This window comes from Phormidesmis sp. 146-12, from assembly GCF_052939495.1.
Map to the genome: position 1 here is coordinate 21,485 of NZ_JBJPHS010000064.1, position 16,752 is coordinate 38,236.

At 50.5% G+C, this 16,752-nt stretch carries 11 protein-coding genes; 6 read left to right on the forward strand and 5 right to left on the reverse strand.

What is annotated here, in order from left to right; translation table 11 throughout:
• Nucleotides 1-8 precede the first annotated feature (8 nt).
• Together ACKFKF_RS23050 and ACKFKF_RS23055 are read left to right on the forward strand one after the other, a co-directional pair.
• Nucleotides 9-869, forward strand: a complete 861-nt coding sequence (locus ACKFKF_RS23050; RefSeq protein ID WP_446869839.1) for an ABC transporter permease — start codon at nt 9-11, stop codon at nt 867-869.
• Nucleotides 870-1,009: 140 nt separating this feature from the next.
• Nucleotides 1,010-1,480 carry a tetratricopeptide repeat protein gene (locus ACKFKF_RS23055; protein ID WP_446861599.1) on the forward strand — a complete coding sequence of 157 codons (471 nt, stop codon included), beginning with the start codon at nt 1,010-1,012 and terminating at the stop codon, nt 1,478-1,480.
• An 86-nt stretch (nt 1,481-1,566) separates the two neighbouring features.
• Here the strand turns inward: ACKFKF_RS23055 and gcvP are convergent, their stop codons facing one another.
• The 3 genes from gcvP to gcvH form a co-directional block, all read right to left on the reverse strand.
• Nucleotides 1,567-4,563 carry an aminomethyl-transferring glycine dehydrogenase gene (gene gcvP / locus ACKFKF_RS23060; RefSeq protein ID WP_446869840.1) on the reverse strand — a complete coding sequence of 999 codons (2,997 nt, stop codon included), beginning with the start codon at nt 4,561-4,563 and terminating at the stop codon, nt 1,567-1,569.
• A 169-nt stretch (nt 4,564-4,732) separates the two neighbouring features.
• Nucleotides 4,733-4,969 carry a hypothetical protein gene (locus ACKFKF_RS23065; RefSeq protein WP_446869841.1) on the reverse strand — a complete coding sequence of 79 codons (237 nt, stop codon included), beginning with the start codon at nt 4,967-4,969 and terminating at the stop codon, nt 4,733-4,735.
• Nucleotides 4,970-5,092: 123 nt separating this feature from the next.
• Nucleotides 5,093-5,521: a glycine cleavage system protein GcvH gene (gcvH, locus tag ACKFKF_RS23070; RefSeq protein WP_446861604.1), complete on the reverse strand. Its 429-nt coding sequence runs from the start codon at nt 5,519-5,521 to the stop codon at nt 5,093-5,095.
• Nucleotides 5,522-5,722: 201 nt separating this feature from the next.
• Between gcvH and ACKFKF_RS23075 the strand changes: the two genes are divergently transcribed.
• From ACKFKF_RS23075 to ACKFKF_RS23085, 3 genes are all read left to right on the forward strand, one after another.
• A complete protein-coding gene (locus ACKFKF_RS23075) occupies nt 5,723-8,452 on the forward strand; it encodes a CHAT domain-containing protein (RefSeq protein ID WP_446869842.1) in 2,730 nt (909 codons plus the stop codon).
• Between the two features lie 390 nt (nt 8,453-8,842).
• Entirely contained in the window at nt 8,843-9,589 is a 747-nt protein-coding gene (locus tag ACKFKF_RS23080) for a DUF928 domain-containing protein (RefSeq protein ID WP_446869843.1), read from the forward strand.
• Nucleotides 9,590-9,680: 91 nt separating this feature from the next.
• Nucleotides 9,681-15,026, forward strand: coding sequence for a beta strand repeat-containing protein (locus ACKFKF_RS23085; RefSeq protein ID WP_446869844.1), 5,346 nt, complete (start codon nt 9,681-9,683; stop codon nt 15,024-15,026).
• A gap of 293 nt (nt 15,027-15,319) precedes the next feature.
• Here ACKFKF_RS23085 and psb32 read toward each other — a convergent pair whose 3' ends face one another.
• A complete protein-coding gene (gene psb32, locus ACKFKF_RS23090) occupies nt 15,320-16,006 on the reverse strand; it encodes a photosystem II repair protein Psb32 (protein ID WP_446861608.1) in 687 nt (228 codons plus the stop codon).
• Between the two features lie 115 nt (nt 16,007-16,121).
• On the opposite strand from psb32, the gene ACKFKF_RS23095 reads away from it, so the two are divergent.
• On the forward strand, nt 16,122-16,556 hold the full coding sequence (locus ACKFKF_RS23095) for a peroxiredoxin (protein ID WP_446861609.1): 435 nt from the start codon (nt 16,122-16,124) through the stop codon (nt 16,554-16,556).
• Here ACKFKF_RS23095 and ACKFKF_RS23100 read toward each other — a convergent pair.
• Nucleotides 16,553-16,678 (reverse strand): hypothetical protein, encoded by a 126-nt coding sequence (locus tag ACKFKF_RS23100; RefSeq protein WP_446869845.1) that lies wholly within the window; start codon nt 16,676-16,678, stop codon nt 16,553-16,555. The two genes, ACKFKF_RS23095 and ACKFKF_RS23100, sit on opposite strands and share 4 nt — an antisense overlap.
• Nucleotides 16,679-16,752 lie beyond the last annotated feature (74 nt).

Genomic DNA, 16,752 nt, shown 5'->3' on the forward strand with positions numbered 1-16,752 from the left:
TAGCAGCGATGAAGCGATTTTTTGAGCAGATTTTCGGACACAAAGCCGTCCAGCGCTTCTCACGATCGACCTCTGGCAAAATTGGACTCGTGCTGACGATCGCTCTTTTTTTGATGGCGCTGCTGGCTCCCATTTTGTATCCCTATAACCCGGCGAGCGATCGCGATTATCTAGCTCGGTTGGCTGCCCCCAGTGGCGCTCATTGGTTTGGGACAGATAGTTTGGGGCGCGATTTGCTGGTGCTGGTGTGGTATGGAATTCGCATGTCGCTGATCGTCAGTCTGGTGTCGGTGAGCTTTGGGGCAACGATCGGGCTGTTTTTTGGATTGCTTGCAGGCTATTTTCGCAGTTGGCTGGAAGTGATTATTGGCTGGGTGACTGACATTTTGCTGGCGTTTCCGCCGATTTTGTTTGCGATCGCGATTGCCACCGTTCGAGAGCCGAGTTTGCAAAGTGTGATAATTGCGGTTGGGGTGGTGCAAATTCCTATCTATGTCAGGCTGGCCCGAAGTGTGGTGTTGTCACTGCGGGAGCAAGAATTTATCCAGGCGGCAAAGGCGTTAGGAGCGACCCCCATGCGGATTATTGGGCGGCACATTCTCCCTGCCAGTCTCGCCCCTCTGGTCGTTCAGGCAACGTTGTCGATCGGCACTGCCACCCTCGAAGCGGCAGGATTGGGCTTTTTGGGACTCGGCCCACCGCCTCCCACCCCAGAATTGGGCACCATGCTGTCGGATGCGTTCAAAGGCGGCTATTCCCTCTCGTCTCCCTGGACAACGCTCTTTCCAGGATTGGTGATCACGCTGATTGTGCTGGCATTCAATCTTTTGGGTGATGGGCTGCGAGATGGGTTAGATCCTCGAAGTTAGGGGACTTCAGACCTTGGACTTTGGACTTTAAACTTTGAACGTTAGAGAATAGGAAGAAGGGAGCAGAACTGTCCCAGGTTCAAGCTGTATTGTCTAGAGTCAAACGTCGAAAGTCTACCGTCTAGAGTCAATCGTCCAATATGAACGAAGCACAAATCAATTCCCTGTTGCAAGAGCTAAAAAATCCTGATCAAGCCGTCCGAGTCCATGCTACCGAAGAGCTTTGGCGATTTTGGTTTATGCAGAAAGGAATGGTCGGGTTTCAGATGCTGCAACGGGCCCAGTCTTTACTCGAAGAGGGTGACACCACCCAAGCCGAAGCCTTACTCACTGAGTTAACCAGCAGCACCCCCGATTTTGTCGAAGCCTGGAACCGCCGCGCCGTCCTGTATTTCACGCTCAAAGAGTACTTCAAAGCGATCGCTGACTGCAAAACTGTTCTGCGGCTGAGTCCCTTTCACTTTGGCGCACTCAATGGTTTGGGTTTGTGCTATGCGGCGATCGGCGACTATCGCGAAGCCATCCAATCCTTTCGAGAGGCGTTAGAAGTGCAACCGTATGCGATCGAAAACCAACGCCTCATCCTAGAATGCACCGCCAAGTTGAGTTAGGAAGGGAAAAGACTCTTCCCCAAAGACTGACTTCTCATCCCTCCTCGCGCAGCGGATTAGGGGGCACAGATCATCGAAGTTCTCCCTCATCCCTCATAAGCCTCCATCGGCAAACACGAGCAAACGAGATTGCGATCGCCAAACGCATTGTCAATTCGTCCCACGGTTGCCCAAAATTTGTTTTCTCGCGTCCATTTGGTTGGGTAGACGGCTTCCTGACGAGAGTAGGGACGGCTCCACTCCTCAGCGACCAGATCGGCGGCAATGTGGGGGGCATTTTTGAGCAGATTGTTTTGGCGATCGACTGCTCCATCTTCAATCGCCCGAATTTCTTCTCGAATGGCAATCATCGCGTCACAAAAGCGATCGAGTTCCTGTTTGGATTCACTTTCGGTCGGCTCAACCATTACGGTTCCGGCAACGGGCCACGAAACGGTCGGCGGATGGAACCCATAATCAATCAGCCGTTTGGCAATATCATCGACCTCAATTTCGGCACTCTTTTTGAACTGGCGCAAGTCGAGAATGCACTCGTGAGCCACCAGCCCATTTTTGCCTTTGTAGAGAACGGGATAGTGATTTTCTAAGCGTTTGGCGATGTAGTTGGCGTTGAGAATGGCGACTTCGGTGGCTTCCGTCAGACCTTGACCGCCCATCAGCGCAATATACATCCAGGAAATTGGCAGAATGCTGGCACTGCCCCACGGCGCGGCGGAAACGGCTCCAATCCCTTGTTTTCCTCCCATCTCGATCACGGGATGCCTGGGTAAAAAGGGCACCAGATGAGCAACGACTCCGATCGGCCCCATCCCCGGCCCACCGCCGCCGTGAGGAATGCAGAAAGTTTTGTGCAGATTCAAATGGCAGACATCCGCGCCAAAATCACCGGGACGACAAAGCCCAACCTGCGCGTTCAGGTTGGCTCCATCCATGTAGACCTGGCCGCCATGAGCATGAACGATCGCGCAAATTTCGACAATCCCTTCTTCAAAAACGCCGTGGGTCGAGGGATAGGTCACCATCAGCGCGGATAAGTTGTCTTGATGCTTTTCGGCTTTGGCTTTGAGGTCAGCGATATCGATATTACCTTCGTCGTCGCAGGCGATCGGCACGACTTGCATTCCGGCCATGACGGCGCTGGCGGGGTTGGTGCCGTGGGCAGATTGAGGAATCAGACAGATGTTGCGGTGCCCTTCGCCTCGCTGCTGGTGGTATTCTCGAATCACCAAAAGTCCTGTGTATTCGCCTTGAGATCCCGCGTTGGGTTGCAGCGAAATGCCTGCGAATCCGGTGATTTCAGCCAGCCATTCTTCTAACTGTTGAAACAGAATTTGATAGCCTTCGGTCTGCTCAACGGGTGCAAACGGGTGAATCTGTCCAAACTCTGACCAGGTGACGGGCACCATTTCTGAGGTGCTGTTGAGCTTCATCGTGCAAGATCCGAGGGGGATCATCGCCGTCGTCAGCGACAGATCCCTGGATTGCAGCCGATACAGATAGCGCAGCAGTTCAGTCTCAGATCGGTAAGTCTGGAAAACGGGATGGGTCAGGTAAGGACTCGTGCGGGTCAAATTTTTGGGAAGCGAGGTGGCAACAGGCAGCAGATCTTCGGGGTTGAAATGGGCGGAATGATCTCCCGCAAAAAGTTGGAAAAGCGCGATCAAATCATCCGTGCAAACCGTTTCGTCGAGAGAAATGCCAAAAGTCCGATCGTTGATCTGTCTCAAATTGATCTGATGGGCGATCGCTCGTCTCGAAATTTCTTCAGCTTGCTGGGTAGAAACTTGTACGTGCAGCGTATCAAAATAGGGTTCAGATCCGATCGTACAGCCCAGTTTTTGCAGTCCCGTCGCCAATAGTTTCGTCATGTAATGGATGCGATCGGCGATGCGTTTTAGCCCTTCTGCCCCGTGGTAGACTGCATACATACTGGCAATCACCGCTAACAGAACTTGAGCCGTACAGATATTGCTGGTGGCTTTGTCACGTCGGATGTGTTGCTCACGAGTTTGCAGAGCGAGACGCAGGGCGGGCTGTCCCTGACGATCTTTTGACACGCCGACGATGCGGCCGGGGATTTGTCGCTTATAGGCTTCTCTAGTCGCAAAGTAAGCTGCGTGAGGGCCGCCGTATCCGAGCGGAACGCCAAACCGTTGAGTGTTACCGACTGCGATATCTGCGCCAAATTCTCCCGGCGGTTTCAGCAAGGTCAAACTGAGTAAATCTGCGGCAACGGTGACAATCGCTCCTGATTCATGCGCCCGATCGCAAAATGCCTGATAGTCATAAATTGCGCCGTCTGTCGCTGGATATTGCAGCAGTGCCCCAAAGATCGGCGTGTCGAAGGCAAACGTTTGATGGTCGCCCACAATCACGTCGATTCCCAACGGTAGCGCTCTGGTTTTGACGACTGCGATCGTTTGAGGATGACAAGCCTCTGACACCCAAAAAGATTTCGCCTTGGTTTTGCCCACTCCATAACTCATTGACATCGCTTCGGCGGCGGCAGTCCCTTCATCTAACAGAGACGCATTGGCGATTTCTAGCCCCGTCAGGTCAATCACCATCGTCTGAAAGTTGAGCAACGCTTCTAATCGACCCTGCGCGATTTCGGGCTGATAAGGCGTATATTGCGTGTACCAACCGGGGTTTTCGAGAATGTTGCGCTGAATCACGGGCGGCGTAATGCAATTGTGGTAGCCCATGCCGATAAAGGAGCGAAAAATCTGATTTTGGCTGGCGATCGCCTTCAACTCAGTCAACAACTCATACTCGCTGCGGCTGGCTCCAATTTTTAACGGCTGCTGAATCCGAATGCCTTGGGGAACGGCCTTACTAATTAACGCTTCCATTGAGTCTAAGCCCAACTCACCCAACATCTGCTGAACTTCGGAGGGGCGAGGGCCAATGTGGCGATCGACAAAGCGATCGGTGTAAGCCAACTGATCCGGCGTTGAAGTAGGGCGACCCCTTGCGGGTAACTCGAAGAGATCGCCGTTAGAAAAGCTTTGAGAAACCACGGCATTGCCTTCAGACCGACTCAATTCAACCGTGGAGTGTGCTTGGGTGAGAGGCTCAGACATAGGTGAGTTTACGGGTTGGAGTGAATAAATCGAGCAGTTTCAGGAGGTGAAGCACAAATGAGTGCTTATCCTAGAGCCAGTCTTTATATTTTGCAACAATCAACCCGTTAGCTGCACGATCAAGTGTGAAAGGATGATGAAGTTAAACCGTGAAATCTCGTAAATTTTGTCAGCGATTTTGCTGCTCAAACAGTTTTTCCATCATCTGAGCCTGACGATCGACCACTGTCACTAATCGAGTAATGTTATCCGTCAGTTTTGCGATGTTTTCTGCTTGCTGTTGGGCGGTCAATTTGATGTCGGTCAATCCCTCTGTCAATCGCCCGATTTGGTCAGTGACCATTTCTAGATTTTCGGTAATGTGAGCAAGCTGTCGGTTTGTCTCATCCTGCTGTCTGTCATTCATCATCTGTTTTAGCGTCGGTTTGGTAAAGTTTTTTCGCTTCGTTATTAAGCGCTTCTGCCCCCCAACCCCTCATTCTGGGGGACTTTATGACAACTTCGCTTCAAAATTTCGAGCTTCACCTTTTTACGCGCCTTCGACTTGCGATCGATAGTCCTCTGCTGAGAGTGCATCGTCCAAACTGCTCGGATCGTCGATTTTCACTTTGATCAGCCAACCTGCGATGTAAGGATCGTCTACCAGGTTTTCGGGAGTCTCTACCATGTCTACATTGGCTTCGATCACGGTGCCTGTGACGGGTGACTTCAAATCTTCGACGGCTTTGACCGATTCAACAGTGCCAAAACTCTCGCCTTGTTCGACTGCGCTTCCTACGTCGGGCAGTTCTAAAAACACGATGTCGCCCAGTTGGTCGATCGCAAATGCACTAATGCCAACGGTGGCAATGTCGCCTTCTAGCCGAGCGTATTCATGGGTGTCGAGATATTTCAGATCTTCGGGATATTCCAGTGCCATTTGAGTTCCTGTGCGATCGCCTAATTCAAACTGTCTCAAAAAGTTTACCGCTTCCACTTTACAGCGTCACTGGAAATCAAGATTTGGGTGGAGAAAGATTTTGAATGAGGCGATGAGCGCCAATCACCGCAGCTACACGCACAAAGTTTGCCTGGGTAAAGCCAAAGATCCGCGATTTTGCAGCAGACTTGACCAACAAATTTAGTTTGCATGGCAGGGAGTCCTCTTCGCCAAAGCCAAATGCCCTCCTTTAGAAAACCTCCGAACCACGCTCTCAACTTGCGGAAACAATCCGTTTTAAGACGACGATCGCGTCAGTACCTAAAATTCATTAGTTTGGGATGCTGTGCGGCGGCGATCGGGTTGTTCTTAAATTTGTTCTTTTTGGCCAGTTCTCCAGTCAGCGCCAAGATTCCCAACACGATCGCGCCCGCAATTTTCTTTAAACAGACCAGCGTCTCTAATCAATCTGATCAATTAGTGCAGTTGGGTACAACCCATTATCAAGCAGGACAATTTGCAGACGCGATCGCAGCTTGGCAGCAAGCCGTTCAACATTTTGCAAGTCAGAACGATCGGGCAAATCAGGCGGCTGTCTTGAGTAATCTAGCAATGGCGCATCAGCAATTAGGGCAGTGGCAAGAAGCGAATCAAGCGATCGCAGACAGTCTGGACTTGTTGGAGAATGGTAAATCTGCTCAAAATTTGATTAAAACTCAATCACTTTTAGGACAAGTTTTAAACATTCAAGGCAATCTACAACTCGCTCAGGGACAACCCCAACAAGCGCTCAAAACCTGGCAAAAAACGGCTGATTTGTTTCAACAAGCGAGCGATCGTTCTGATATGACGCGCAGTTTGATCAATCAGACGCAGGCACTTAGAGCATTAGGCTTTTATCAACGGGCTAAGACCACGCTAGAACAGGTGACTCAAACCCTCAAAGATCAGCCAGATTCACAACTCAAAGCCTCTAGTTTGCTCAATTTAGGAGACGCTCTGCGGCTGATGGGAGCTGTCCGCCAATCCCAAACGGCTCTTCAACAAAGTTTAGCGATCGCTCAAGCATTAAAGTCTCCTTCAGACATCACATTGGCGCTCTTAAGTTTGGGCAATACGCTTCGCACTGAGAAACCGATCGAGGCGCTCAATTACTATCAGCAAGCCTTAGAAACTGCACCGTCAGCAACCCGTGTCCAGATTCAACTCAATCAGTTGCGCTTATTGATTGACACTCACCAACGACCCAAAGCCCAGTCTCTAATTCATCAAATCGAATCGCAGTTAAATCAACTTACGCCCAGTCGGATGACAATCTATGCAACAGTTAATCTTGCTCAAAGTATAACGCGACTGACAACCAGCGAAAAATCAGACGACACAGAAGAGGAAACAGAAGAAACCACGCAAAAAATAGATCCAGAAATCAACCAGCAAGAAAATCAGATCGCTACAAAGAACGCTGTCAAACTACTGGCGATCGCAGCCCAACAAGCCCAAAAAATGAGCGATCAACCCGCAGAATCATACGCACTAGGTTACTTAGGCGAACTCTACGAAAAAAATCAGCAATGGTCAGAAGCGCGATCGCTGACCGAAAAAGCATTAGTTCTCGCGCAAATGAGCAACGCCGCAGATATCACCTATCGTTGGCAGTGGCAGCTAGGAAGACTACTCAATGCCCAGGGACAGACCCAAGCCGCGATCGCCACCTACACCGAAACCATCAAAACCCTCAATTCGATTCGTCAAGATCTGGTTGCCAGCAATTTGGATATGCAATTCTCGTTTCGGGAAAGTGTAGAGCCTGTGTATCGTCAGTTTGTCGGACTATTGTTACAACCTAGTGTCACCAGTCAAGAAAATCTGCGAAAAGCCCGTGAAGTCATCGAATCGCTGCAACTCGCCGAACTTGATAACTTCTTTCGAGAATCTTGTTTGAGCGATCGTCCCACTCAAATCGACTACATCGACTCAACGGCTGCCGTTATTTACCCGATCGTTCTGAAAGATCGACTAGAAGTGGTTCTTTCGATCGCGAATCGACCCTTACGTCACTATGCAACCAACCTTTCTCAACCTGATTTAGACAGCCTTTCTGATCAGATGCGCTACTCGCTCAGACGCACCTCTCTGGAAAAAGAACGGTTGGCGATCGCTCAAAAAATCTACGATCTGCTGATTCGTCCCGCCGAGTCAGACTTGACCAACGCAGGCATCAAAACGCTGGTTTTTGTCCCCGATGGCTCGCTCAAAAATATTCCGATGGCGGCTCTGCACGATGGTCAGCAATACTTAATTGAGAAATACGGCATTTCGATCGCACCCGGACTGCAACTCCTTGATCCTCGGCCGCTTGCTCCCAGCCAGCTTCAGGTTTTGGTTGGGGGATTGAGTGAGTCGAGACATGGCTTTATTTCGCTGCCCGGAGTCGAAACTGAAATTTCTCAAATCAAGTCCGAAATCCCGGCTCAAGTGCTGCTCAATCAGAAATTCACTAGCGCCAGTCTGCAACAACTCATCGAGAAAACGCCTTTCCCCGTGGTGCATTTGGCCACACATGGACAATTTAGCTCCAACGCTGAGGAAACCTTTGTCTTGGCATGGGATCATCCCATTACTGTCAAACAGCTTGGCGAATTGCTCCAGCGCAGGGCACAAGAAACCCAACACCCGATCGAGTTACTTGTCTTGAGTGCTTGCGAAACGGCCGATGGCGATCGTCGCGCTGCATTGGGATTGGCCGGAGTGGCGGTGCGATCGGGGGCACGCAGTACAGTTGCTTCACTTTGGGCGGTCGATGATCAAGCGACATCTGCCTTTATGACTGAGTTTTATCAAGCGCTGGCTCAACCCAACATGACCAAAGCCGAAGCGCTGCGTCACGCTCAACAAATCATCTTGAAACAGCCTGGGTTGCGTCATCCCTACTACTGGGCACCCTTTGTCCTCGTTGGCAATTGGCTTTGAGCCACACAGTTTTTTTAGCAGAACAAGCCGTGGAACTACAGAAATCTAGATCGTTTGTGAGGATCTTCAAATGGCAAGTTTCTAGTCATGAGTTCTTAGGAGATTTCCTTTAATAAATCTACCTGTCCGTCTCCAATGGGAGTTCTGAAAGTCAAAGTTTCCAGAATTGGGGGGTTTAGAGGGCTTCCCAAGATTGGTCACTTCTCTGCTAGAAATCTCCTTAGCCTTTGATTGACAACTAATCACTAACGGCTAAATTCTCACCATTTAAATAGGATAGCTGTAGTAGAAATCCCATTCTCAGCGCCTAAGTTTATCTGAGCAAATCAAATTGAATTTGGGCACAACTTAAGTAATCTACAAACCTGCTATCTAAGGGATTCCTGCATTATGACTTGCAAAACTCCCCAGTTTTTTGCGCTGTTCTCAGCGACGATCGTTCTATTCCCTTCTGTTTTCGTTCCTCCGGCTCAGGCAAGATTTGGCTTTGAACCGCCCAAAGGACAGCCCGCCCCAGCCGTCACTGTAGGAGGAGGACGACGAGGCGGAAGTCTCTGTCAAAAAGCGCCCGGACTTTCGAGTGCGCCGCCCCTGGTCAAATCGCTGGCAAACTCTCTCACGCCGCTGGTACCTGTCAGCAAACTGGGGTTAACGGTGTCCGATCGCCCCACTTTTCTAGTCTATGTGCCTCAGAGTGCTGCAAAAGCCGTGGAGTTTACACTAGAAGATCAAGCGGGCAATGGTCTATATCAAACTCGTGTAGCCGTTACCAACGCCGCCAGCATTGTCAGCATCACCCTACCTGCCACCGGCCCCTTATTAGCACTTGGCAAAGACTATAAATGGTCAGCCTCGGTAATCTGCAAGTCTCCCAAACCTGGAGATCCTTTTGTAGAAGGGGTTGTGCGCCGAATTCAGCCGGATGCTAGGTTAAAAAATCAGTTGGCAGCAACTAAAGGACTCGATCGCGTAGCCCTACTCGCCAAGTCTGGAATCTGGCATGACACCTTGGCCGATTTGATCACCCTCAGACAATCGCAACCCAACAACACTCAATACACAGTCGCCTGGCAAGACTTGCTAAAATCCGCAGATTTGGATGCGATCGCGGCGGCTCCCATTCGCGCCTCAAAGTAGCTCTTTAGTCCTCATAAGCAGGTGTGTTCGGTGTGATCCGTGACGCACCTTTTTAGTATCTTTGTCCCCGATCGTTTCTAGCTTTAGCTCTATGAATCAAGTTTCTCTGCGATCGCTCCTCAGTATTCTGGCTACAAATTTGGCGATCGCTAGTTCTGTTCAGGCGCAGATTATTCCTGACAATACCCTTCCGGTTAACTCTCTAGTGGAGCAGAATTGTACCGCTTGCACGATCGAGGGAGGAACGATCCAGGGAGCCAATTTGTTTCATAGTTTTCGGGAGTTCTCGATTCCTACGGGCGGAGTGGCGTTTTTTAACAACGGGTCGCAAACTCAGAATATTTTCACCAGAGTTACCGGAACGTCGGCCTCCAGCATCGATGGACTGATCAAAGCCAACGGCACCGCCAATCTATTTTTTCTCAATCCCAACGGCATTATATTTGGCCCCAATGCTCGATTAGAACTGGGTGGCTCGTTTCTAGCCAGTACTGCCAACCAACTTCAGTTTGACGGAGGCGAATTTAGTGCGATCGCGCCGCAAATCCCATCGGTGCTAAAGGTCAATCTCACGCCAGGGTTGCAGTATGGCACTCAGCAGCGCAGCATCGTCAATCGAGGCAATCTGACCACCGGACAAAATCTGACCTTGGCATCCAACAATTTGGAGTTACAGGGACAACTTCAAGCAGGCGGAAACCTGACGCTTTTGGCCACCGACACCTTGCAAGTGCGGGATAGTGCGATCCCCTTTGTCGCTCGATCAGGCGGAAATCTCCTGGTTCAGGGAAATCAGAAGGTCGATATTTTTGCCTTAAATCATCCCGCAAGTGGCTTTTTTGCAGGTAGGGATCTGACGTTGCGGAGCGCCCATCCGATCAACGGGGATGCTCATTATCGCAGTGGGGGCAACGTGCGGTTTGAGAAACTGGATGGTCATTTAGGAGCGCTCTTTAGCCCAACTGATCCGACGATCGTGGCTGATGGTGATGTCAGCCTGGACAGCTATACAGGGGCTTCTCTTCATATTTTTGCAGGCGGCAGCGTCACAATTTCAGGCGATATTTTCATTACTGCACCTGACCCAAACGATATTTTTGGACAGCTCTCGATCGCGCTTTCTAACGGGACAGAAATCACACTCGACGGGAGTGCAGAAACGGTACTCGACATTCGGGCGGGAATTGATTGGAATCAGCTTAATGGCTCTCCCGGAAATAGCACATTTGGCAACGTCACGCCCCTGCCAACCTTTGAGACAGCAACCAGTGCAGACATTACTCTGGGTAACCTGGTTACCTCTGCTGGCAAGGTTTTGATCACCAATCGATTTGCGCCAGACCTCACCTTGCCGGGGGGCATGATTCAAGTGGGTGAGATTGATACGACGGCAAATAATGCAGGGGGATTAGTGGCGATCGATTCCCGCGATGGATTGATCGTAAATGGTCAAGTGAAAACTTACGCTAACCTATTTGGAAATAGTGGAGAAATCATCTTTCTAGCAGAAAAAGATATTCTAGTTAATCAATCATTAGATACTTCCACGATTGCAACCGATAGTATTAGTGGAAACGTCATTCTAAGCGCTGGAAATAGCCTAATACTGAACGGGAATATTAACGCTTCGGCATCCGCTTTTAACAGCACCAGTGGGAACGTTACACTACTTGCCAGAGGTGACATTGCGCTGAATGGAGTCGCGATCGACATCTCTTCTAACAGAGACGACTTGACCGCCTATGGAACGATCGACATCGCCTCATTAGAAGGTTCGGTCTTGGTGGGCAACTCGCTGCTCAAGGCTGACAACAATGCATTTGGCTATGCAGGAGATTTGATTGTCAATGCCGCCGATCGCATCGAGATAGATAGCAGCACTCTATTCAGCGAAGGCTATCTAGGACAGATTTTTTTGGGAACTCATCCCGATAATGAAACTTTGCCAGCCGCTAAAACGATCGTGTTGAATAATTCTGATTTGTCTGCCAGCACACCTGTTGATAGAGCGGACGATCGCGACGTGGGTCAGGTCACGCTAAACGCTACAGACGAGATTCAAATCCAAAACAGCAGCGTCAACGCGACAGCCAACTCGTTTGCACAAGATGCTAATGACGGAGGCAGCATCAACATTACAACTAATTTGCTGACGGTGACTCAAGATTCTAGCCTTGAAGCCAGCACCTTTGGCAGCGGCAATGCAGGCAGTATCACGGTAAATGCTCGATCGCTCTTTTTAACCAATGGAGGACAACTTAGAAGCCAAAGCCGCACGGGAGCGACTGGAAATGGCGGAAGCATTACGCTCAACGTTACAGATTCGATTTCATTAACAGGGACAGGATTTGACTTTCGTCCCAGTGCGGTGTTTACGCTGGCGGACTTGCGATCGTTGGGCAGCAGTGGCGACATCATCATTAATACAGGCTCTCTTGAATTGAGAGATGGCTCCGAACTGTTGGCCAACAACTTTGGAGATGGCATGGATGTCAGGGCAGGAGATGTGACGATTAGGGCGACGGGTCGGGTCATTTTAGAAGGATCGCGTCAAAACTCACAAGCATCGGGAAGCGGAATCGCCAGCAATGTCTCTTTTGGAGGGGTTGGTAAACAAGCGGGCACGATCGACCTGCAAGCAGCGGGACTCCAAATCCTCAATGGAGCCTCTATTTCTAGCACCGTTGAAAGAGGGGCCGACGGACAGGGAGGCGATATTATTCTCGACGTTCGTGATCGCGGCATTCCAGGCAGCATCTTGATCGCAGGAGTCAATAACCGCAACGCAAATTCGTCAGGAATCTTTAGCGCCACTCAAGAAACTTCAACCGGGGGCGGGGGAAGCATTACAGTCAATGCAGGAACACTACGATTGAGCGATCGTGGAACGATTAGCGCTGCGACTGAGAATGCTGATGATGGCGGTTTGATTGCACTGAATATCAATGATTTAACCGTAGAAGATGACGCTAAAGTAACTGCTCAAGCCTCTAGTGGCGGCAATGCAGGAAGTATCGTGATTAACACTAGAAATACAAATATTATAAATAACGGTGAGATTGTTGCCACGACATCCGATATTGGGAACGCAGGCGACATCACGATCGAGACTGGCTCTCTGAATGTCAGCAGTAATGCTCAGTTAGCAGCTAGTACACTCGGACAAGGAAACGCAGGAAATATCACCGTCAACGCAAGCGATCACATTAGCGTTCAGCAAGGTGGACAAATTGCCAGCACAGTGCAAACAGGCGCGATCGGAACCGGGGGCAGCCTCAAAATCACAACAGGTTCTCTCTTGATCACAGACGATGGATTTCTAGATGTGGCGACCCTGGGCAAAGGGGATGCGGGAAGTGTCGCGATCGCCGCTCAAGATCAAGTCACCCTCCAGCGAGGCGGCACCATCTACAGCACAGTAGAAGTGGGAGCGGTCGGCAATAGTGGCAATGTCAACCTCACGGCTAAAAATCTCTCGATCAACGGGGGTGCCATTCTCACGTCGGTCGTTGCTGAAACCGCAGGCATTTCAGGCGGACAGGGCAATGCAGGCAACGTGAATATTGAGGTGCAGGAGGCGATCGAACTTTTGGGCGCAGGACGTATCGATAACTCAGTCGGTAAGGGCGCGATCGGGAACGGCGGAACGATCAATATTAAAACCAACAGCCTTTCTGGCCGGGAAGGCGCTCAACTCTCTGCCAGCACTTCAGGACAGGGCAAAGCGGGTGATATTCAAATCAGGGCGCTCAATGCTGTCAACCTCGCAGATCCAGATAGTAGCCTGGTGACCCAAACCAACTCCGATGTCGGACAAGGCGGAACGATTACGATCGCCACCGATCGCTTCCAGATCAGCAACCAGGCAACTTTGAATGCGACGACAACCGCGGCTCCGGGAGGCAGCATTGCAGTCAGCGCCAAAACCGTAGATGCCCAAAGCGGGGGACAGCTTCTCACCACAACGTCTGGGCAAGGTCAGGCAGGCGATATTCGAGTCAATGGCAGCGATCGCGTCACCCTTTCTGGCGATCGCACCGGACTTTTCGCAAACGCAACCCTTAATTCCACGGGCAACGGCGGAAAAATTGATGTCATAACGCCTAACTTTACGCTCACAGAGGGCGCTCAACTATCTGCCAGTACCTTTGGTCAAGGGAATGCGGGAAATATTACGATTGAAGCGGTCAACGGTTCCGTCAACATCTCTGATCTGAATAGTGGATTGGTCACGCAAACCAATTCTGACACCGGAAAGGGTGGAGAAATCAGAATCGAGACAGATACGTTTCAAATTTCGAGAAACGCTACCCTGAACGCGACCGCAACGGCCAAAAGTCCGGGAGGCAGCATTACGGTGAATGCGAACAACATCACAGCATTTGAAGGGGGACAACTGCGAACCACCACGTCTGGCAGCGGTCAAGCTGGAGACATCACCGCAACGGTCAGCGATCGCGTTCTCCTCTCTGGAAATGGCACAGGACTATTCGCCAACACCACAGCCGACTCGACGGGCGACGGGGGCAGCATTTTCTTAACCGCAAACAGGTTAAATCTGCGATCGAGCGCAGGGGTCGCCGTAGGCAGCCGCGGACAGGGACAAGGCGGCAACGTGCAGATTCGTAGCAATCAATTGACCCTGGTCGATCGGGCCCTTCTCTCCGCAGAAACCGCCAGCGCCCAGGGTGGCAACATTTCGATTCAGGCACAAGACATTTTGTTTTTGCGGCAGGGCAGCCTGATTTCCTCTAGCGCAGGAACGACCCAATCCGGAGGGAACGGCGGCAACATCACAATTTCGGCTCCCTTTATTTTGGGTGTGTTGTCAGAAAATAGTGATATTCGAGCTAACGCATTTACAGGCAACGGCGGCAAGGTTGAGATCACCACTCAAGCAATTTTTGGTCTCACCTTTCAACCCAAAGACACGCCCCGCAGCGACATTACGGCTAGTTCACAATTTGGGGTGAATGGAAAGGTGATTTTGAACACCCTAAGTATCGATCCCGGTAGCGGTTTGGTGTCTTTGCCGACCAATCTTGTTGACCCGACCAATCAGATTTCTCAGCAATGTTCAACCAACGGGACGGCGAATCAAAATGACTTCACTGTAACCGGACGAGGCGGTCTGCCCACCAGTCCCACTGATCTGTTTACCGGAGATGGTGTTTTAGTAGGACTGACTCCGATCGTGCCAAATTCAGCGATCTCGAAGAAATATCTGCTGGAGCAGATCACCCCCCAGTCTCCTCAAGCCATCACCCCTTCTCATTCTGTCACCAACGAGATCATAGAAGCCCAGGGCTGGGTCATTGAGGCTGATGGCACCGTCCAACTCATTGCTCAAGCCTCGATTGCGACTCCTCACCCTTCCCCGCTCACCCCAGCCTCCTGTAAAACGATGCAAACCTCTGCCGCAAAGATTGGACAGTGAACGCAGAGCAGAGGGATGAGGGATGAACTTGTTAAGTATGCTTTTGTGCGAGAGAAATTTTTAAGGGATATCTTAAATCCCCCACTTGTAGGGTTGATTCATTGCGCCCAGGGTCAGGAATATTTTGTAGAGCGGCAATCAAAGTGAAGAAGTTTGCTGAATCCACGTTAAACAGGTTTGGATCTCAGGTGAGAGAGGGTTTGAGGTTGGGCGGCTGACAGGGGCGATCGTCGTCTGATCAGAAAGATCAAGATTTGGTCGATCGTGACTCTAACCCAAACCTCAAAACACCTCTATTTCACATACCAGAAGTACGTCACCATCGGAATCACCGTCGCTGCGATCAACAGCCCGATTACCCAAACCGTTGCGTTGCTTTCCTTGGTTTCTTCTGGGCTGGCAAACGTGCCTTCGACCTGCACCGTATCTTTGACCACAGGCGGGCCCGGATCAGGTTCTCCAGACAGAACGGCAACTAAGCGATCGTTGGCATCCAAAAACCCCTGATTGTAGCGCTCACCTTCTCGTAGCGGAACCTGTAGCGTATCCTGGGCAATGCTGTTGGCGATCGTATCGGGCATGACTTCCTTCACCTTTTCGCCCGTGTAGATCGCGCTGTTGTTGGTCAGCTTGTCGATTACCAATAGGGTCTGATTGGCTTGCGATTCGGGAGTCGGAAACCACTGTTTGAATAGTTTTTGGGTGAAGGTGTCGATCGTTTCGTCATAGTCGAGACGGCGAATCGTCACAAAATGGACTTCTTGCCCCGTTTTCTCGGCCAGTGCATTTAGGGATTCGTTAAACTTCCCTTCGTTGAGGCGGCTCAAAATCTCAGCTAGATCAATCACTCTCGTATCGCTAGGGAGCGGCGGAACCTCATACAGACTGGTCGCTTGAGCGGGAGCCATCCAAAATTGAGCGGTGAGAATTAGCGTAAAAACTGGCAAAATCCAGCGTCTGCAAGCAGAAAAGAGTGTCATAAGCGATCGACCTTCAGACAAGGTAATTTATCAAATACTGCAAAGAGTAGAAGTTTTGACTTCTCTTAGTACCTTACAATTTTTAACGGAAGTTTGAATTACTAAGGTGTCAACTATGTCTTTATCTGTTGGAGCAACGGCCCCTAATTTCACCGTCAAAGACACCCAGGGCAATACGGTTTCCTTGTCAGACTATGCTGGAAAGCCCGTCGTGCTGTATTTTTATCCCAAAGATGATACACCGGGATGCACTAAAGAAGCTTGCAGCTTTCGAGACAATTACACGCAATACCTGACCAGAGGCATCACCGTTTTGGGCGTGAGCATGGATGATGAAGCCTCTCATCAGCAGTTCACTCAGAAGTTCAGCTTGCCGTTTCCGCTGTTGGCAGACACCAATGGGGCAATCACCAAAGCCTACGATGTCGATGGTGGCGGCTACTCCAAGCGGGTGACCTATGTCATTGATGAGTCCGGCAAGATCAAGCAGGTGTTTGAATCGATTCAGACGGCGACTCACGCAACGGATATCTTGGCTCACATGGGCTAACTGGCTCCAGGCAGATCCGTCCAACCCAAACCTTTTGCTGATTTCCCTGATTCCTTTTTGGAGTTGGGGCTTTCTTTTTTGAAGCAGTGGTTGGAGTAGCGATCGCCCAAAAACAGAATCATCCCTCAGTATGTGAGCTAAATTAACGTCAGTTCGATGAGAGTGACTCGCTTCGTTTCAATCGGCTTCAGCCCCC

What these genes read in the sequence shown, in the direction of transcription:
- ACKFKF_RS23050 (WP_446869839.1), top strand. Translation starts at nt 9, where the DNA reads ATGAAGCGATTTTTTGAGCAGATTTTCGGACACAAAGCCGTCCAGCGC.
- ACKFKF_RS23055 (WP_446861599.1), top strand. Translation starts at nt 1,010, where the DNA reads ATGAACGAAGCACAAATCAATTCCCTGTTGCAAGAGCTAAAAAATCCT.
- gcvP (WP_446869840.1), bottom strand. Translation starts at nt 4,563, where the DNA reads ATGTCTGAGCCTCTCACCCAAGCACACTCCACGGTTGAATTGAGTCGG.
- ACKFKF_RS23065 (WP_446869841.1), bottom strand. Translation starts at nt 4,969, where the DNA reads ATGAATGACAGACAGCAGGATGAGACAAACCGACAGCTTGCTCACATT.
- ACKFKF_RS23075 (WP_446869842.1), top strand. Translation starts at nt 5,723, where the DNA reads ATGCCCTCCTTTAGAAAACCTCCGAACCACGCTCTCAACTTGCGGAAA.
- ACKFKF_RS23080 (WP_446869843.1), top strand. Translation starts at nt 8,843, where the DNA reads ATGACTTGCAAAACTCCCCAGTTTTTTGCGCTGTTCTCAGCGACGATC.
- ACKFKF_RS23085 (WP_446869844.1), top strand. Translation starts at nt 9,681, where the DNA reads ATGAATCAAGTTTCTCTGCGATCGCTCCTCAGTATTCTGGCTACAAAT.
- psb32 (WP_446861608.1), bottom strand. Translation starts at nt 16,006, where the DNA reads ATGACACTCTTTTCTGCTTGCAGACGCTGGATTTTGCCAGTTTTTACG.
- ACKFKF_RS23095 (WP_446861609.1), top strand. Translation starts at nt 16,122, where the DNA reads ATGTCTTTATCTGTTGGAGCAACGGCCCCTAATTTCACCGTCAAAGAC.
- ACKFKF_RS23100 (WP_446869845.1), bottom strand. Translation starts at nt 16,678, where the DNA reads ATGATTCTGTTTTTGGGCGATCGCTACTCCAACCACTGCTTCAAAAAA.